Source organism: Rhodospirillales bacterium (assembly GCA_016699855.1).
Lineage (GTDB): Bacteria > Pseudomonadota > Alphaproteobacteria > Reyranellales > Reyranellaceae.
The window spans coordinates 271,414-287,734 of record CP064988.1 but is presented as its reverse complement, the minus strand read 5'-3'; the positions used below and the strand labels follow the sequence as shown (position 1 = coordinate 287,734).

General features: G+C 68.5%; 12 protein-coding genes and 1 pseudogene. 5 read left to right on the top strand and 8 right to left on the bottom strand.

Going from position 1 to position 16,321, the window contains the following annotated elements; all coding sequences use genetic code 11:
* Positions 1-68 precede the first annotated feature (68 nt).
* Together IPK81_01315 and IPK81_01310 are read left to right on the top strand one after the other, a co-directional pair.
* Positions 69-743, top strand: a complete 675-nt coding sequence (locus IPK81_01315; GenBank protein ID QQS12951.1) for a DUF1849 family protein — start codon at positions 69-71, stop codon at positions 741-743.
* Positions 734-1,564 carry a DUF1849 family protein gene (locus tag IPK81_01310; protein QQS12950.1) on the top strand — a complete coding sequence of 277 codons (831 nt, stop codon included), beginning with the start codon at positions 734-736 and terminating at the stop codon, positions 1,562-1,564. The genes IPK81_01315 and IPK81_01310 overlap by 10 nt, the downstream gene beginning before the upstream one ends.
* A gap of 574 nt (positions 1,565-2,138) precedes the next feature.
* Here the strand turns inward: IPK81_01310 and IPK81_01305 are convergent.
* Positions 2,139-2,777, bottom strand: a pseudogene (locus tag IPK81_01305) (ROK family protein).
* A gap of 281 nt (positions 2,778-3,058) precedes the next feature.
* Between IPK81_01305 and IPK81_01300 the strand changes: the two are divergent.
* Positions 3,059-3,205 carry a hypothetical protein gene (locus IPK81_01300; GenBank protein QQS12949.1) on the top strand — a complete coding sequence of 49 codons (147 nt, stop codon included), beginning with the start codon at positions 3,059-3,061 and terminating at the stop codon, positions 3,203-3,205.
* Positions 3,206-3,702: 497 nt separating this feature from the next.
* Here IPK81_01300 and IPK81_01295 read toward each other — a convergent pair whose 3' ends face one another.
* Entirely contained in the window at positions 3,703-4,818 is a 1,116-nt protein-coding gene (locus IPK81_01295; protein QQS12948.1) for a transposase, read from the bottom strand.
* A 241-nt stretch (positions 4,819-5,059) separates the two neighbouring features.
* On the opposite strand from IPK81_01295, the gene IPK81_01290 reads away from it, so the two are divergent.
* On the top strand, positions 5,060-5,917 hold the full coding sequence (locus tag IPK81_01290; GenBank protein QQS12947.1) for a citryl-CoA lyase: 858 nt from the start codon (positions 5,060-5,062) through the stop codon (positions 5,915-5,917).
* 52 nt (positions 5,918-5,969) lie between these two features.
* Here the strand turns inward: IPK81_01290 and IPK81_01285 are convergent, their stop codons facing one another.
* On the bottom strand, positions 5,970-9,980 hold the full coding sequence (locus tag IPK81_01285) for an AAA family ATPase (GenBank protein ID QQS12946.1): 4,011 nt from the start codon (positions 9,978-9,980) through the stop codon (positions 5,970-5,972).
* A 95-nt stretch (positions 9,981-10,075) separates the two neighbouring features.
* On the opposite strand from IPK81_01285, the gene IPK81_01280 reads away from it, so the two are divergent.
* Complete coding sequence (locus IPK81_01280) at positions 10,076-10,228, top strand: hypothetical protein (GenBank protein ID QQS12945.1); 153 nt, start codon at positions 10,076-10,078, stop codon at positions 10,226-10,228.
* A 40-nt stretch (positions 10,229-10,268) separates the two neighbouring features.
* Here IPK81_01280 and IPK81_01275 read toward each other — a convergent pair whose 3' ends face one another.
* The 5 genes from IPK81_01275 to IPK81_01255 all read right to left on the bottom strand — a co-directional run bounded on the left by IPK81_01275 (position 10,269) and on the right by IPK81_01255 (position 16,311).
* Positions 10,269-10,637, bottom strand: a complete 369-nt coding sequence (locus tag IPK81_01275; GenBank protein ID QQS12944.1) for a transcriptional regulator — start codon at positions 10,635-10,637, stop codon at positions 10,269-10,271.
* Positions 10,638-10,660: 23 nt separating this feature from the next.
* The gene (locus tag IPK81_01270; GenBank protein ID QQS14916.1) at positions 10,661-10,993 is read right to left on the bottom strand and encodes a type II toxin-antitoxin system RelE/ParE family toxin; all 333 of its coding nucleotides are present in this window, start codon (positions 10,991-10,993) and stop codon (positions 10,661-10,663) included.
* A gap of 196 nt (positions 10,994-11,189) precedes the next feature.
* Entirely contained in the window at positions 11,190-12,689 is a 1,500-nt protein-coding gene (locus tag IPK81_01265) for an aldehyde dehydrogenase (GenBank protein QQS12943.1), read from the bottom strand.
* 207 nt (positions 12,690-12,896) lie between these two features.
* The gene (gene rpmG, locus IPK81_01260) at positions 12,897-13,064 is read right to left on the bottom strand and encodes a 50S ribosomal protein L33 (protein ID QQS12942.1); all 168 of its coding nucleotides are present in this window, start codon (positions 13,062-13,064) and stop codon (positions 12,897-12,899) included.
* A gap of 100 nt (positions 13,065-13,164) precedes the next feature.
* On the bottom strand, positions 13,165-16,311 hold the full coding sequence (locus tag IPK81_01255; protein ID QQS12941.1) for an efflux RND transporter permease subunit: 3,147 nt from the start codon (positions 16,309-16,311) through the stop codon (positions 13,165-13,167).
* Positions 16,312-16,321: the final 10 nt, after the last annotated feature.

Sequence of the window (16,321 nt, the reverse complement as noted above, 5' to 3'; positions counted from 1 at the left end):
GCCTACCCTAGCAGAGACAGCGCGCACCTCAACATCCGGCGTACGGATTTGTCGGTAAGGCCCAGGGGGTGGTCGACGTGCGCGGCCTGATGGTCATGGAATCGATCGACGCCTGCGATTCCTGGGAGACCAAGCAGCGCATCAAGCTGACCTTCCTGCGCACCGACACCGACGAGTTCGTGACCGATTCCAGCTTCGTCAGCTTCGAATCGAAGGATGGATCGACGCTCCAGTTCAGCGTGCGCAACACGCAGAACGGCGAGGTCGAGGAGGAGCTGCGCGGGCGCGCCGAGATCGGCCGCGACGGCGCCGGCAAGGCCAGCTTCAACCTGCCCGAGCCGCGGGCGTTCGACCTGCCGGCCGGCACCACGTTCCCGATGGCGCATCTCTCGCAGCTGATCGAGCACGCCCGCCAGGGCGAGAACGTGGTCGCCTACAACGTGTTCGACGGCGCCCGGCTGGACGGCGCGTTCAAGGTCAACGCGGTGATCCGCAAGCCGCAGCGCGGCGGCCTCGCGCCGGTGCCGCGCGGCGACACCGCGCTGCTGCGCAACCAGCCATCGTGGCAGGTGACGCTGGCGTTCTTCCCGGCCGACGGACAGGAGAGCCAGCCCGAGTACGAGGTGTCGATGGAACTGCTGGCCAACGGCGTCGCGCGCTCGATGACGCTCGACTACGGCGATTTCGCCCTCGACGCGAAGCTGCAGCGCATCGACGCGCTGCCGAGACCGAAATGCGGATGATCCCGGCGGCGGCGGCGCCGCTTCTCGCCGTCCTCGCGCTGGTCGCCGCGGCGACGCCGTCGCGCGCCCAGGCGCCGGAGCTGACCCCGCATCTCGCCGTCTACGAGGTGGCGACCGGCCGCGCGCCGGCCGGCGCGTCGGCGCCGCAGGTCAAGGGCACCTACGTCTACCGGCTGCAGGCGACCTGCACGGGCCACGCCTTCCAGCAGCGCCTGCGCTTCGAGATGCGCAAGGACGGCGCCGCGACGCTGATCGACCAGGTCTCGACCGGCGGCGAGTCGCGCGACGGCGCGCGCTACGAGTTCGAGCACCAGTCCTCGGTCGACGGCCGCCGCATGTCGACGACGAAAGGCGTGGTCGAGACCCGCGATGGCGCGCGCCGCGCCGTGTTCAGGGGATCGAAGGCGGCGCCGATCGAGATCCCCGCCGACACGCGCTTCCCCGTGTCGATCGTGCGCGGCATGGTCGGTGCGTGGAAGGCCGGCGAGACCGGCTACGAGGCCCGCTTCTTCTTCGGCGCCGAGGAGAAATCGGCGATGGCGGTCAGCGCGCTGTTCGGGAAGCCGCCGAAGCGCACGGAGGAGCTGCCCGCGCCGGAGGGCGACACGCGCCTGCTGGAGGGCAGGGAGCGCTTCTACTTCCGCGCGTCGTTCCGCGCGGTCGGCGAGGGCGGCCGGATCGCGGACGAGCCGACCCAGGAGCAGAGCAGCGTCACGCTCGACAACGGCATCGAGATCTGGGGCACCCACGAGGAAGGCGACCTGCGGATGGAGTACCGCCTGATCCGCATCGAGGCGATCGAGGCGCCGAAATGCCCGTAGGGACCGCCGGCCGCCGACGCGCGTTCCGGTGGGGCGGAGTCGCCGTTCCGCTCCGTCATCCCGAACCGCGGCGAGGGATCCCCATCCGTGGAACGATCCGCCGCTTCGCTTCGGAATGGCGGTGGATCCCATCCGCCCGGGATCGCTCTAGAACCGCGCCCGTCTAGCGGCGCACCGGCGGCCACAGCCACGCCGCGCCGCGCACGCCCGACGAATCGCCGTGCAGGGGCGCGGCCAGCCGGGTGCGGATGCGGCCCGCCTCGGTGAACACGAACGGTCCCCACAGCTCGGGCACGCGGCGGTACAGCGACGCGACGTTCGACAGTCCGCCACCGAGCACGATGACGTCGGGATCGAGCAGATTGACCACGCCGCCCAGCGCGCGGGCCAGCCGGTGCGCGTAGCGCTCCAGCAACGTCGCCGCGATCCGCCCGTCGACCGCCGGTCCGCCGTCCACACCGCCACGATCCGTCGTCGGGCCGCGCGTGCCGCCATCCGCGCCGGCTCCGCCTACCGTGGCCGTCGCGATCCGGCCGTCGACACGCCGATCACCGCCACCGCCACGGGCCGCGTACGCCTCCGCCGCCGCCGCGATCTCCACCGCCGCCACGTCGACGCCGGTCAGGGCGCGGTACTGGGCCGACAATCCTGGCCCCGACAGCCACGTCTCCAGGCAGCCCGCGCGGCCGCAATAGCACAGCCGTCCCGGCCGCTCGTCGTCGAACGGCGCCGGCAGCGGATTGTGGCCCCATTCGCCGGCGATGGCCTGCGCGCCGGTCAAGGCGCGGCCGTCGATCGCGATGCCGCCGCCGACGCCGGTGCCGATGATCACGCCGAACACCACGTGGGCGCCGGCCGCCGCGCCGTCGACCGCCTCCGACAGCGCGAAGCAATTGGCGTCGTTGGCCAGCCGCGCCTCGCGGCCCAGCGCGGCGGCGAGGTCGCGGTCCAGCGGATGGCCGTTGAGCCGCGTCGAGTTGGCGTTCTTGATCAGCCCGGTGGCCGGCGAGATCGCGCCCGGCGTCGCCACGCCGACGGTGCAGCGCGCGCCGGCGGCGGCGTCGAGCGCCGCCACCATGTCGCGGATCGCCGCCACCGTGTCGTCGTAGGCGCCTTGCGGCGTCGGCACCCGGCGGCGCGCGGTCTCGCGGCCGGAATCGTCGAGCGCGATGCCTTCGATCTTGGTGCCGCCGAGGTCGATGCCGATGCGCATGCCGAGGGTCCGCGCCGCCGCTGGAACGCGCACCGTAACCGGCCCGGCCGGCGATGCGAAGCCGCCGGTTGGCGGGCCGCGCGTGGTGTTGATCGACGCCGCGCTCCGAATCCCCGGCCCGCGCGCTTCCGCGTTTCGTGCCGGGGCCGGGTCGGCGATGCGATGCCGCCGGTCCACGCGCCGCCCGGTGCGTCGCGCTTGCCGCCCGGCGGCCGGACGTGCAGTTTGCCGGCGGCGCGCGGGGCCGGTCCCGCGGCCTGAGCTGGGAGCCGAGAGGGGCGATGCCGCCGCGGGTCAGAGCGTTCGTCGTCGCGTGCCTGTTCCTGGTCGGCTGCGTGCTGGTGGCGCGCACCTACGGCACCCAGGCGGTGGTCAGCATGATCGGCATCCTGCTGCTGATGGCCGTCGTGATCCGGTCGTTCAAGTAGCCGCGGCACCCCGGTTGTAAGCGCGGTGACGCGCGCGGTAGCGGTCTTGTAGCGGGTGTTGCGCGGCGGCCACTGTCGCGCTGCAACCGGTCCCACAAGACCCGCGGCGCGTCCTGCCCTGACGTCCATGCCGTCTCCGCCGGACGCGGGGCGCCGCGTGGAAGAAGTGGTGCCGGTTATCGGCGATTCGAAAACCGGTACAGCCATGCGCCGGCGATCCGGCGCGGTGGCACGGCGTGTGCTGTTCGCGCGTATTGCACCCTCTCCGCCCACGAAGTGGGGGGAGAGGGAAGGGGCCCGTCGCGCGCAGCGCGATGGGAAGGGTGAGGTGGGTCGCCGTGGAGGTGGTCGCGTCTGATATCGACGCGCGCCGTTCATCCAGCGACCATTTTCACCGATACGACAACCACCTCACCCTCCCGCGCTACGCGCGGGCCCCTCCCTCTGTGCGAACTGGCGGATGGGTAACAGAAGCGTCCGGGCGGATGGGTAACACATCACCCGGCTGGAGGGCCGGGCCGCGCCTGCGCCGGGGGGTTAACCCCCCGGCGCAGGCGGCTCACTTTTCCTTTGGCGTCGATCGCCGCCAGACGCATCGGACCATAGCGCACCACCCACACGCCGTCGCGCGCGGTCGGCTCGAAGCCGACCGTCTCGCCGGCCAGCGTCTCGCTCAGGAACACCATCTCCCCGCCCCAGCGAACCTCGCCGTTGCTCCTGACCGCCCGCGCCTCCCATCCGGCCGGATACTCCGGCGCGCGCAGCTCGCCGTCCCACGGACGCGGGCTCGGGCTCCACACCTTCGACGGCGTCGCCATGTCCAGCGCCTCGTGCGGCCGCTCCTCGTTGAACATCCGCGTGAACGCCGCGAACCGGCGCTGCTGCTCGCGCCGGTCCCGCGCCACCGGCAGCACCGTGTCCTGCTGCACCGTCAGATGCAGCCGCTCGTGCCGGCCGTTCTGCTGCGGCCGGCCCGGCGCGATCCGCTCCGGCCGGACCCCGGCCCGCACCAGCCACACCGCCAGGCGCCCGATCCCGCCCATCCCGCGGCCGCGAACGGCGGCCCGTTGTCCGAGCGCAGCGACAGCGGCAGCCCGTGCTCGCGGAACGCCCCCGACAGCACCGTCCGCACCGTCGCGAAGTCGCAGCGCTCCACCGCCACCAGCCGCAGCACGTAGCGGCTGCGGTGGTCGCTCAGGCTCAGCGGATCCAGCCGCCGCGCGTCGCGCGTCCGCCACCAGCCCTTGAAGTCCACGCACCACACGTCGTTCGGACGCTCGCCCGTCCCCAGATCGTCGCCCTGCGGACGCCAGCTCCGCTCCGTCCGCCGCGTCGCCGGTCTCGAACGTGGCGCGTGGATCGGCGATGGCGGCGCGGGCCGCGCCGACGAAGCCGGCCGAGGCGTCGATCGCGAGCAGGCCGGCGGGCGCGCATCGCGCCAGGATCGCCGCCGACAGCGCGCCGGTGCCGCAGCCGACCTCCAGCCACGCCTTGCCCGCGGGCGCGGCGAGCCAGTCGAGGAAGCGCGGCGCCACCAGCCGGCTCCACCGTCCCATGTAGGCGTCGTAGCTGTCGCCGGCCTGCCAGGCGTCGTGACGGGCTGTCTCGGTCATGGCGAGATCCTCCGGGCGTGGCGGCGTTCGCGCGGACGAAGCGGCGCGCGCGGTGATGCTTCGGTGGGTGCGGTGGTGGTGTCAAGCGCACGGGGGCGACACCGCCCGCGACCGACCCGGATACGATGAGGGTGCGCGGAACCGCGGCCGGCGCGTTCCGCTTCCGTCGACGCGCGCACCGCTTTCCCGGTGGCGCGCGCGGGCGGACAATGGCGGCGCGACCCAACCCACGGAGCCCGCGATGAACGACATGCACCACTACGTCACGGCGATCTCGAAGATCGTGAGCGGGGGCGGGGACGAGGATCTGATCCTGCGCGGGCGGCGGCTGACCGACCTGATCGCCACGGCGAGCTTCGCGGAGTCGGTGCTGCTGATGCTCACCGGCCGCACGCCGACGCCGGGCCAGGCGCGCACGCTCGACGCGCTGTGGACGGCCTGCGTCGACCACGCCGTCACCCCGGCGGCGATGATCGGGCGCGCCTTCGCGTCCTACGGCACCTCGACCACGGCGGCGGTGGCCGGCGGCATCCTGATGTTTGGCGACATCGCCGGCGGCGCCGGCGACCCGATGGCCCGCGCCATGGTCGCGGCGCTGCGCGAGGCCATCGCGGCGGAGGGCGCCGGCGACTCCACGAGCCCCGCCGGCCAAAGCCCCGTCGCCGCCGCGACCATCGCCAAGGCGGCGGCGCGCGTCGTGGCCGACGGCTTGCGCGATGGAGGTCGCGTGCCGGGCTTCGGCATCCCGGCCCACGCCGTCGATCCGCGCGCGCCGGCGCTGCTGGCCGTGGCGCGCGGGCAGGGCGCGGCCGGCGCGTACTGCGATCTGCTGGTGGCGATGGAGAACGAGCTGGCCCGGGTGAAGGGCCGCCGCTTCGCCATGAACATCGACGGCATCGTCGCCGCCGTGACGCTCGACCTCGGCCTGCCGCCGGAATGCGCCGCCGCCTTCGTGATGATCCCGCGCAGCTTCAGCACGCTGGCGCACTACATCGAGGAGAAGGCGCAGGGCACGAAATGGCGGCACGTGCCGCAGGAGGAGGTGACGTACACGGGGCCGGAGGCGGCTCCTGGACCGCGTACTGCAACGATGCCTTGATACTTTGTGGCGGAGCGTAGGACGGAGGCAACAAGAGAAACGGCGGATAGGACTACGGAAAAATAGTCCCCAGAACCTTCCAGTACTGCTGCACCACTGGAACACCAGAAACCGGCGCTACGCCGCCTGCAACAAACTGCACATACTCTCCTTCTCCGCTCTGCCCGACATTCTCCAGATAGAACACCGACGCCGCACCCGGCATCGGCTTGCCGAGGCGCTTGAGGTAGGCGAAGTACTCGGTCGCCCGTTCATTCGCCTGCGCAACCACTGCAAGTATACGTCCGTTCAGGAGGGAGAGAGCGGGCGGTTGCCCCAACAGCACGTGACCCCGGTCCAAAGCGACGGGAAATGCGCTGTCGCCGGCGACGCGACCCGTCGCCACGACCTGATCGAGTACCGGCGAACTGGCGACGAAGACGGCTTCATCCTGCGATTTAGCCGGTGTGGCTTCGTCGAACAGGACTCCGACGACCTTGCTCAATCTCGCGCTGCTGCGTTGCACGAAATGCGTCGGCGGTCCGCCTGAATTGGCTGACGGCATCGTCTCCAGCGAGATATACGACAAATCGCCTTTGGCGATGCCAACACGGCGGGCATAGATTTTGCCGGGCGTTTGAATAACCGCGAAGTCGCCGTTCCTCACCTCCGCCGACGTCGAGACGATCAATGTCTGTCCAGTGAAGGCGACAATCCCAAGCGTCGGAGCGCGGAGCGTGAACAGCGAAACCTCGCCAAGGGACGCAAGATCGAATGTCTCGGTGGCGTCCTCTACGCTGGTCAGCGCGGCACCGACATCGCGCGCCGCCAGCCGGCTGACGATCGGAATCGGTCTCGCAGGCAGGGAAACGACGGTCAGCGTGGAGGACGTCCTGCTGACCTCCGCCACACGCTGCTCTGCTGGCAGCCGTCCCATGAAGCGCGCATAGGCCAACCAACAGGCGTCGATTGCAGAGAAGACATCTTCATATCCTTGCCGGACGTCATCAGCTTCCGTTGGCGAAACCTGGTCCGCCCGGCCGTGATGTGCTTTGTTGATGACTTCGCGAAACGGTGCTCCCGCACGCAACAGTGGCAGATTGAGAAGGCGCTGGAACGGTTCTTCGTTGAACGGCCTTTCGCCACGATTGCGCGCTTTGGCGATCCGGCCTAGGAGATCATTCAAGGTCGGAGCTCTCAGGACCGAGGGATCGGAAGCCAGAAGGTCCCAAAGCTTAGTTTCAATTCGGACGCGCACTGGATCGACGAAAGCACGCGCCAGCGCCGGGTCGTTTGGATTGGTCTTTTGCCAACGGTCGCAGCGAGTTCGCGCTTCATCGGCCACAGGCGCAAGACTGGCGGTGCATTTCGAGGTCGAGATCGCGGAAAATTCCCAAGTTTCCGAGCGATAGGGACCGCCGGTGGCTTGATGCGCCGCGACAAATGCTTCGATTGTCGGGATGAAGCCGAAATCGTTGCTAACGATCACTGGGTGCATATCCACCGCCAGTAAAGCCGACACTGTGGCAGCGAGATTCGCGACGTTGCCGGGATCGAACAGATCTTGCGGGTCATCCATTAGAATGGTCGAAAGACCGCCGGTGCGACTCCAAATCTGTTGCCGGAGGGCCAGAACGAACGCCGCGAGATAGGCCCGCAACGCCGAAGCGTTCATAACGTGATGCGCCTCGACCAGGTGTTTGCCCTGAGATGCCAGCAGGCCGAGGCCGTCGGACTTTGCCGGATCGAGGCCGGCATAGGCAGGAGCCTGGAGAAACTGCGCTTTGTACATACGTTGCGCCCACGCGCTGACCTGGGCGTCGAGATCGGCGATCAGACCCGCCACCTGGTCATGCACCAAGGCCGGGAACCGGACGAACGGCTCGACTGCCTTGGCGGCGCGCGCCAGCTTCGCGATCCGGAGCCTCAGCTTGGCCCATTTCTCACAGGTCTCTTTGATCTGCGCGAGCTGACGCCGGATGCCGGCAAAGACCGTCGCGGCGTCGCGATACGCCTTGAGGACCGCCAATTTGCCGTCGATGGACCGGCAATTGGCAGCAAGGTTGGTCTCGTCCTTGTCCGCGCGCAGAACGCCGGTCATCGCCCTCTTCGCGAACTCGGCATGCGCGGCGCGATACCGGGCAAGCTGGACGGCGCGACGGACGTTCTTGATTGCCGCGCGCAGACCTTCATTGTCGGGGATCTCCGGTGGAAGGCTGACGCCGGGCAGTGGATCGCGTTGTGGCGCGTCCTTCCACGCAGCCCGGCAAAGCGCCGCGATGCCAGGTGCCATCTTCTTGAGCATGGCGGGAAATTCTGTCAGCGCGAAGACTTCCTTCGACAGCGCGGCTTCATAGAGCGCCGCGAGATCGTCCGGCACCTCTTGCTCGACGAACAACTGTACCGTGGCCGGCAAGCGGCCACGCAACGCCTGTTTCGCGTCGTGCTCCCATTCGGCAGCAGTCTTCAGCATTGCCGCATCGGCCGTCCGCGCTTGGTTCAATGCTTCCGCGACAGAGCGGTCCAGGAGTGCATCCTGTGGAATCGCGCCAGGTCGATTGAGGTCCCGCGCACACACCGGACAGTCGGTCAGCGGTTTGCCGGGATGGATGGCATCGTGCCACTTGGCGACCAGACCATAGAGACGCAGCCGATCGGCGCGGGCGGTGTCGGACAAATGGGCAACCAAGGCCGCCGCTTCGGCCTCGATTGCCTGCAATACGAGCTCAGCGTCGGTCATGTGCTCGGCGGTCATTTCACCGATCTTCGATGAAAGCTGCATCGACGGCAGCCCCTTGAGCGCCGCCGGACTGAAACAGTTGGCCGCCGCCGTCAGGACGGTGCTGAAGCGCGTCACATCGGTTTCCGCGGTCAGCGGCGGCAAGGTGTCGAGAATCAGGAGCGCATCAGCGGCAGCCTTCGTCTCGACGGTTTTGAGGCGGTTTTCCGCTTCCTCAAGCCCAGCCTTCCAAGCATCGGGCTTCGCATCGGTTGGGGCGACCACGCAATCGAGATTCGGCAGACCCTCGCCATCCTTCAGCAGATCGGCCAGCGTTTGCAGTTGCTTCCCCACCGTGATCTCACATCCCGTCTTTTCGTCATTCGCTTGCTTGGGATATTTGTCGGTCAGGCGATCATGCAGACGTTCGCTCCGCTTGCCGAAATGCGCGAGCGGCCGCAGGCCTGTCAAGGTCGAGACCGCCTGCGATAGCGTCGTTTTGTCGTCGAAACGAGTTGCGGCCGCAATGCCGGGCATCAATGTCCCGACCTGAAGTGCTAAATCCGGCAGGCCGAGCTTGTCCAGTCCTGTCGCCGTTGTCTTGAAGGCACGTTTGCCGTCCCGTTCGAGCCGGCGTTCGACGTCGACTTCGCGCCCATCAATCAGAGAACGAAACGTCAAGCGGACCCAGGTATCCACTTTCGGAACACCGTCCACGGCGACCAGCTCGGCTTCGGTGGGAATGGGAACGATCACCGGCAGCGGAAAACTCTTGTCCTTCGCTTCGCCATCTCCGTTGCCGTCGTCGGCTCGAACCTGAACTTGAATCGGTTCGTGTAGAACGGACGGCAGACCTTGCGAGCGATGACCGTAGCCGGTCAGGCACCAACAGATCGCGCTGACGAGCGACGTCTTGCCGGCGCCATTGAAGCCGCGGAACAACGAAGCATGGGCGGCAAGCTCGAGCTCGAAAGGATGCGGATCGGCGCCTGCCTCAGCGCAATGGCGGTGCAGGCCGCGAAAACGGTGGGCCACAACTCTCACAAGACGCCACTTCTGGAGCGTCGCCGCCGGCCGAGCGGCAGCGGTCGCCGCCTTGGGCAACGTGTCCAGGGCATCGAGCACCCGGTCGATTTCGCCGTCCTGGATGGTCGGGTCTTTTTCAGGATTCCAATAGGTTCGGCGGTCCTGATTGTAAAAGGCAAGAATCGCCCGACTGTCCGGTAGCGATAGTGAGAACTCTTCGCCGCCAGAAGCTTGCAACGTGTGGCCGGCGATAAGATGCAGGACGACCTCATCAAGAGTAAGGTCAGAAATCCGTATTGTAGAGTGGCCGGCCAATGGGCTGCCTCGTGGGTGTTTCAACTCACGCCGCGGAAGCGCCGGGCATGTTGATCGAAAGATTACCCACTATTTACACGCTACGCGGGAAACGCGCTACAGTCATCCGCTACGATAGTGTGCGCCTGCCGCCGGAATGCGCCGCCGCCTTCGTGATGATCCCGCGCAGCTTCAGCACGCTGGCGCACTACATCGAGGAGAAGGCGCAGGGCGTGAAATGGCGGCACGTGCCGCAGGAGGGCGTGACGTACACGGGGCCGGAGGCGGGGTAGGTTGGCGGCGTGCGTCGCGGCAACGACGGCGGAGCGGGCGCTACGCCGCGATGCGCGACGGCTTCGGACGGAGGACGCGCGCTTTGGCGCTCGGTTGGGTCACGGCGACCTGCAGCCGGACGCCCGCGTCGCGCTGCAGATAGCCGATCACGTTCAGCAGGTTGCGGGCCTGGGGGTTTCCCGTCGGGCCGAACATGCGCATCAGGCTCTTGGCCTGCGTGCCGGTGCCGGCGGCGAGCTTCTCGAATCCCACCGTCGCCTTGATGTAGTCGCGCAGGATCGCCTTGCCGGTATCGACGTCGCCGGCGAGCATGGTGTCGATGCCCTCGCGCAGCAGGGCGGCGCGGAACGCCGGATCGCGTACCACGCGGGCCCGAACCGTTTCCTTGAAGTCGCGCGTCAGTCCCATACGACCCTCCACCGGCCTCACCGTCACGGCGCCCGCGATAGTCGCTTGCGTCGTTTGTAGTCATCCCAGAACCGCTTCGCCTTCGCGATGTCGGCGGATTGCCGCTTCTTGGTTCCGCCGGTCAGCAGGATGACGATCCGCTCGCCATCCTTGCCGAAATAGATACGGTAGCCCGGCCCCCAGTCGATCTTGCACTCCGCGACGCCGGCGCCGACCGGTTCGACGTTCGAGAGATTGCCCGCCGCCAGCCGCGTCAACGCGGTGTTGATCCTGACGGCGGCGATGGCGTCGAGCGAATCAAACCAATCGCCGAACGGTCGCTTGGTATCCTCGGTCTGATATTCGAGGAGTTCGATCACGAGTGCGGTGGTAACATATATGGTACTATTGCGCAACGTCGCGACGTGCGTCGCTCGGCGTCGATGGGACCTGAGCAGTGGGACGAAGCCCCTCACCCCAACCCTCTCCCCGCCTGCGCGGGGAGAGGGGGCAAGAGCGAAGCGGGGCGGCCTTTCGGCCGCCCCGCGTGAGTCTCGCAATCGCGTCAGCCGCTCACCCCAGCTGGATCCATGTCGTCTTGATCTGGGTGAACTTGTCGAAGGCGTGCAGCGACTTGTCGCGGCCGATGCCGCTCTGCTTGTAGCCGCCGAACGGCGTGGTGATGTCGCCGCCGTCGTAGGTGTTGACCCACACCGAGCCGGTGCGCAGGCCCTTGGCGATCTTGAACGCCTTGTTGATGTCCGAGGTGAACACCGCCGACGCCAGCCCGTAGATCGTGTCGTTGCCGACGCGCACCGCCTCCTCGGCGTCCTTGACGGAGATCACCGACAGCACCGGGCCGAAGATCTCCTCCTGGGCGATCTTCATTTTATTGTCGACCTTGTCGAACACCGTCGGCTCGATGAAGTTGCCGGCGTTCTCGATGTGCACCTGCTTGCCGCCCATGCGCAGCTCGGCGCCTTCCTTCTTGCCGGCCTCGATGTAGCCCATCACCCGCTTGGTCTGCGTCTCGTCGACCATGGCGCCCATCTGGGTCTTGGGGTCGAGCGGATCGCCGGGCTGCATCTTCTGGCCGACCGCCATCACCTTCTCGAGGAACTGGTCCTTGATCTTGTCCTCGACGATCAGGCGCGAGCCGGCGGTGCAGACCTCGCCCTGGTTGAACCAGATGCCGAAGGCGGCGCGGCGGGCGGCGACGTCGAGGTTGGGCGCGTCGGCCAGCACGATGTTGGGCGACTTGCCGCCGGCCTCGAGCCAGACCTGCTTCATGTTGGATTCGCCGGAGTACTTCAGGAAGTACTTCGCCACCTCGGTCGAGCCGGTGAAGGCCAGCACGTCGACGTCCATGTGGCGGCCCAGCGCCTGGCCGGCGGTCTCGCCGAAGCCCGGCAGCACGTTGAACACGCCCTCGGGGATGCCGGCCTCGGCCGCCAGCTCGGCCAGGCGGATGGCCGTGAGCGGCGACTGCTCGGCCGGCTTGAGGATCACGGAGTTGCCGGCGGCCAGCGCCGGCGCGATCTTCCACGACGCCATCAGCAGCGGGAAGTTCCACGGCACCACGGCGGCCACGACGCCGGCGGCCTCGCGCGTGATCATGGCGACGACGTTGCCGGGGGTCGGCGCGATCTCGTCGTAGATCTTGTCGATCGCCTCGCCGAACCACTGGAAGGTGTTGGCCGAGCCGGGCGCGTCGACCGTGGTCGAGAAGGCGATGGGCTTGCCCATGTCGAGCGTCTCGAGCAGGGCCAGCTCCTCGCGGTTCTTGAGGATCAGGTCGGCCAGCTTGAGCATGACGCGCTTGCGGTTGGCGGGCGGCATGTTGGCCCACGTTCCCTTCTCGAACGCCGCGCGCGCGGCCTTCACGGCGAGATCGACGTCGGCGGCATCGCACTCCGCGACCTTGGCGATCACCTGGCCGGTGGCGGGGTTGACGCGGTCGAAGGTCTTGCCGGAGACCGAGGCCACGTACTTGCCGCCGATGAAGGCCTGCGCGCGGAAATCCAGCGCCGTGGCGCGAGCCTTCCAGTCGTCCTTGCTGAGCGGGGCGTTCATCGTCGTCTCCTCCAGGTGCGTGTCCGTGCGAATGCGGGCCGGAGACTAGAGCGTTTCCGGGGCGGATGGAATCGCGGAAGCGGGGAGGCGGAGCGCCCTTCGGGCCCGCGCTATTTGCCCTCTCCGCCGCGCAGCGGGGGAGAGGGCGTGAAACGGAAAAGGCCGCCCGGTGGGGCGGCCTTTCGGGCGGGCGCTCGGGGGAGCGGCCTACTTGATCTTGGATTCCTTGAAGGCGACGTGCTTGCGCGCGACGGGGTCGTAGCGCTTGAGCTCCATCTTCTCGGTCTTGGTGCGGGGGTTCTTCTTGGTGACGTAGAAGTAGCCCGTGTCGGCGGTCGAGATCATCTTGATCAGGATAGCGGTCGGCTTGGCCATGGTCTTGTTCCGTTCTAGGGCCGCTGGGGCCCGGAAATCCTTGGAAGTGCCGGGAAAATAGCCGCGAACGCCGCGATGTCAAGGCGCGTCCGCCGGCCCCTCACTCCGCCGGCTTCGGCCCCGGGGCGGCGATCGGCGCGGCCGGGATGGCGTGGCCGGCCATCTCGTCGGCGCTGCGGCCGAACCGGCGCTTGCCCCAGCGCGACAGCCGGTCGACGTAGACCAGCGCCACCGGCACCACGACCAGGGTCAGCAGGGTCGAGCTGATCAGCCCGCCGATCACCGCGTGGGCCATCGGCGCGCGCTGCTGGGCGCCTTCGCCCAGACCCAGCGCCAGCGGCAGCATGCCGAAGATCATCGCCAGCGTGGTCATGACGATCGGCCGCAGGCGGATGACGCCGGCCTCCAGCAGCGCGTCCTGGATCGAGGCGCCGCGGCGCATGGCCTGGTTGGCGAAATCGACCAGCAGGATGGCGTTCTTGGTCACCAGGCCCATCAGCATGATGAAGCCGATGATGCTGAAGATGTTGAGCGTCGAGCCGGCGATCAGCAGGCCGAGGAACACGCCGATCAGCGACAGCGGCAGCGACAGCATGATGGCCAGCGGCTGCAGGAAGCTGCCGAACTGCGAGGCGAGGATCAGGTAGATCAGGATCACCGCCAGTCCCAGCGCCTGGCCGGCGTAAGACATGCTCTCGGCGATATCCTTGCTCGAGCCGCCGACCACGAAGCGGTAGCCCGGCGGCAGCTGGATGGATTTCAGGATCTCCTGCGCGTCGCGGCCGACGTCGCCGGTCGAGCGGCCGGACGCGTTGGCGGTGATCTGCACCTCGCGCTGCAGGTCGCGGCGGTTGATCTGCGAGGCGCCGGTGGTCTCGACGATCTCCGCCACCTGGCCGAGCTGCACCATGCGCGGCGCGCCCGACAGATCGGCGCCGGCGGCGATCCAGATGCGGTCGAGGTCGGCGCGGCCGGAGCGGTCGGTGGCGGGCAGACGCACCAGCACGCCGTAGTTCTCGCCGTCGGGCGCGCGCCACACGCTGGTCTCGTCGCCGGCGAAGAGCGGCCGCAGCGTGGCGGCGATCTGCGCCGTGCCCAGGCCGAGGTCGGAGGCCGCGTCCCGGTTCACCAGCACCGAGAGGATGGGGCGGGCGGATTTCAGGTTGCGGTCGATGTCGACGGCGCCGGGCACGGCCGCCAGCCGCGCCATGACGTCGGTCGAGATCCGGTCGAGCGTCGCCATGTCGGGGCCCTGCAGCGAGATCTGGATCTGCTTCTGGACGCCGCCGCCGGGCCCGCCGGGGATGTTGACGGAGACGAGGATGCCGGGGATCGAGGCCAGCCGGTCGCGGATCGGCTGCGCCATCTGCTCGGGCGTGCGCTTGCGCTTGAGCACCTCGACGTAGCGCAGGTACAGGCTCGCCTGGTTCTTGCCCTGCACCGCGCCGGTGTTGACGGTGCCGTAGGTGTAGGCGATCTCGGGGAACTCGCGGATCGCGGCCTCGACCTGGCGCAGCTTGGCGGTGGTGTACTCCAGCGACGAGCCGACCGGCGTCTCGACGCTGACGACCTGCTCGCCGAGATCGGCCTGCGGCACGAACTCGACGCCGACGAAGCGCGCCAGCCCGAACGAGCCGACGAAGGCCAGCAGCGCCACCAGCAGCGTGGTCTTGCGCCAGCGCAGCGCCACCAGCAGCAGGGCGCGGTAGCCGGCGTTGAGCCGGTCCTGGACGCGCTCCAGCGCGCGCGCCATGCGGCCGCCGCCATGCGCCTGCGGGTCGTACCACACGCTCGACAGCATCGGGTCCAGGGTGAACGACACGAACAGCGACAGCAGCACGGCGGCCGACACCACGATGCCGAACTGGAAGAAGAAGCGGCCGATGATGCCGCCCATGAACGCCACCGGCAGGAACACCGCGACGATGGTGAAGGTGGTCGCCAGCACCGCCAGCCCGATCTCCTCGGTGCCGTCGATGGCGGCGTCGCGGTGCGACTTGCCCATCCCGAGGTGGCGCATGATGTTCTCGCGCACCACGATGGCGTCGTCGATCAGGATGCCGATGGCGAGGCTGAGCGCCATCAGGGTCAGCACGTTGAGCGTGAAGGCGAAGGCGGCGATCACCATGAACGCGCCCATCACCGACACCGGCAGGGCCAGCCCGGTGATCACCGTGCTGCGCCACGAATGCAGGAACAGGAACACGATGGCGATGGTCAGCAGGCCGCCCTCGATCATCGTGCGCTGCACGTTGGCGACCGAGTTGCGGATGCCGCGCGAGGTGTCGCGCACGATCTCCAGCGACACGTCCGCCGGCAGCGACCGGCGCAGCTCCTCGACCGCGCGGCGCGTGCCGTCGGCGACGTCGATGGTGTTGCTGCCCTGGACCTTGACGATGTCGACCGCAAGCGCGCGCCTGCCGTCGAGCAGAGCCACGCTGTCGAGCTCCTGCTCGCCGTCGACGATGTCGGCGACCTGGCCGAGATAGACCGGCGCGCCGCCGCGGCGGGCGACGATCAGCTCGGCGAAGCGCCGGGCGTCGCCGACCCGGCCGTCGATCTCGATGGTGCGGTCGTCGTTGCCGCGGGTGACGCTGCCGGCCGGGAAGTTCTGGTTCTCCTCGCGCACGGCGCGGATCACCTCGTTGACGCCGACGCGCAGCGCCTGCAGCCGCTCGGGGTTGAGCTGGATGTTGATCTGCCGCTTGACGCCGCCGACGATGGTGACGCGCCCGACGCCGCGCACGTTCTCCAGCCGCTTGACGATCGTCTTGTCGACGATGGTCGTGAGGTCGCGCGCCGCGCGCAGCTCCGAGCGCACCGCGATCGAGACGATCGGCTGGTCGTCGGGGTTGAAGCGCTGGATGACCGGCTCCTTGACCTCGTCGCGGAACTGGGCGCGGATCTGCTGCACCTTCTCGCGCACGTCCTGCGTCGCCTGCGTCGAGGGCACCGACAGCTCGAACTCGGCGATGACGACGGAGCGGCCCTCGTAGGAACGCGAGGTCAGAGTCTTCAGGCCGGCGATGGCGTTGACCGCCTCCTCGACCTTGCGCGAGATCTCGGTCTCGACCGTCTCCGGCGAGGCGCCCGGGTACTCGACGCTGACCACGACGACAGGGAAGTCGACGTTGGGGAACTGCTCGACGCCGAGCTGGCGGTACGAGAACAGCCCGAGCACCGTCAGCGCCAGCATCATCATGACGGCGAAGACGGGGTTGTCGACGGCGATGCGGGTCAGTCTCATCGATCGGCTC

What these genes read in the sequence shown, in the direction of transcription:
- IPK81_01255 (QQS12941.1), bottom strand. Translation starts at nt 16,311, where the DNA reads ATGAGACTGACCCGCATCGCCGTCGACAACCCCGTCTTCGCCGTCATG.
- rpmG (QQS12942.1), bottom strand. Translation starts at nt 13,064, where the DNA reads ATGGCCAAGCCGACCGCTATCCTGATCAAGATGATCTCGACCGCCGAC.
- IPK81_01275 (QQS12944.1), bottom strand. Translation starts at nt 10,637, where the DNA reads ATGGGACTGACGCGCGACTTCAAGGAAACGGTTCGGGCCCGCGTGGTA.
- IPK81_01295 (QQS12948.1), bottom strand. Translation starts at nt 4,818, where the DNA reads ATGACCGAGACAGCCCGTCACGACGCCTGGCAGGCCGGCGACAGCTAC.
- IPK81_01300 (QQS12949.1), top strand. Translation starts at nt 3,059, where the DNA reads ATGCCGCCGCGGGTCAGAGCGTTCGTCGTCGCGTGCCTGTTCCTGGTC.
- IPK81_01310 (QQS12950.1), top strand. Translation starts at nt 734, where the DNA reads ATGCGGATGATCCCGGCGGCGGCGGCGCCGCTTCTCGCCGTCCTCGCG.
- IPK81_01290 (QQS12947.1), top strand. Translation starts at nt 5,060, where the DNA reads ATGAACGACATGCACCACTACGTCACGGCGATCTCGAAGATCGTGAGC.
- IPK81_01265 (QQS12943.1), bottom strand. Translation starts at nt 12,689, where the DNA reads ATGAACGCCCCGCTCAGCAAGGACGACTGGAAGGCTCGCGCCACGGCG.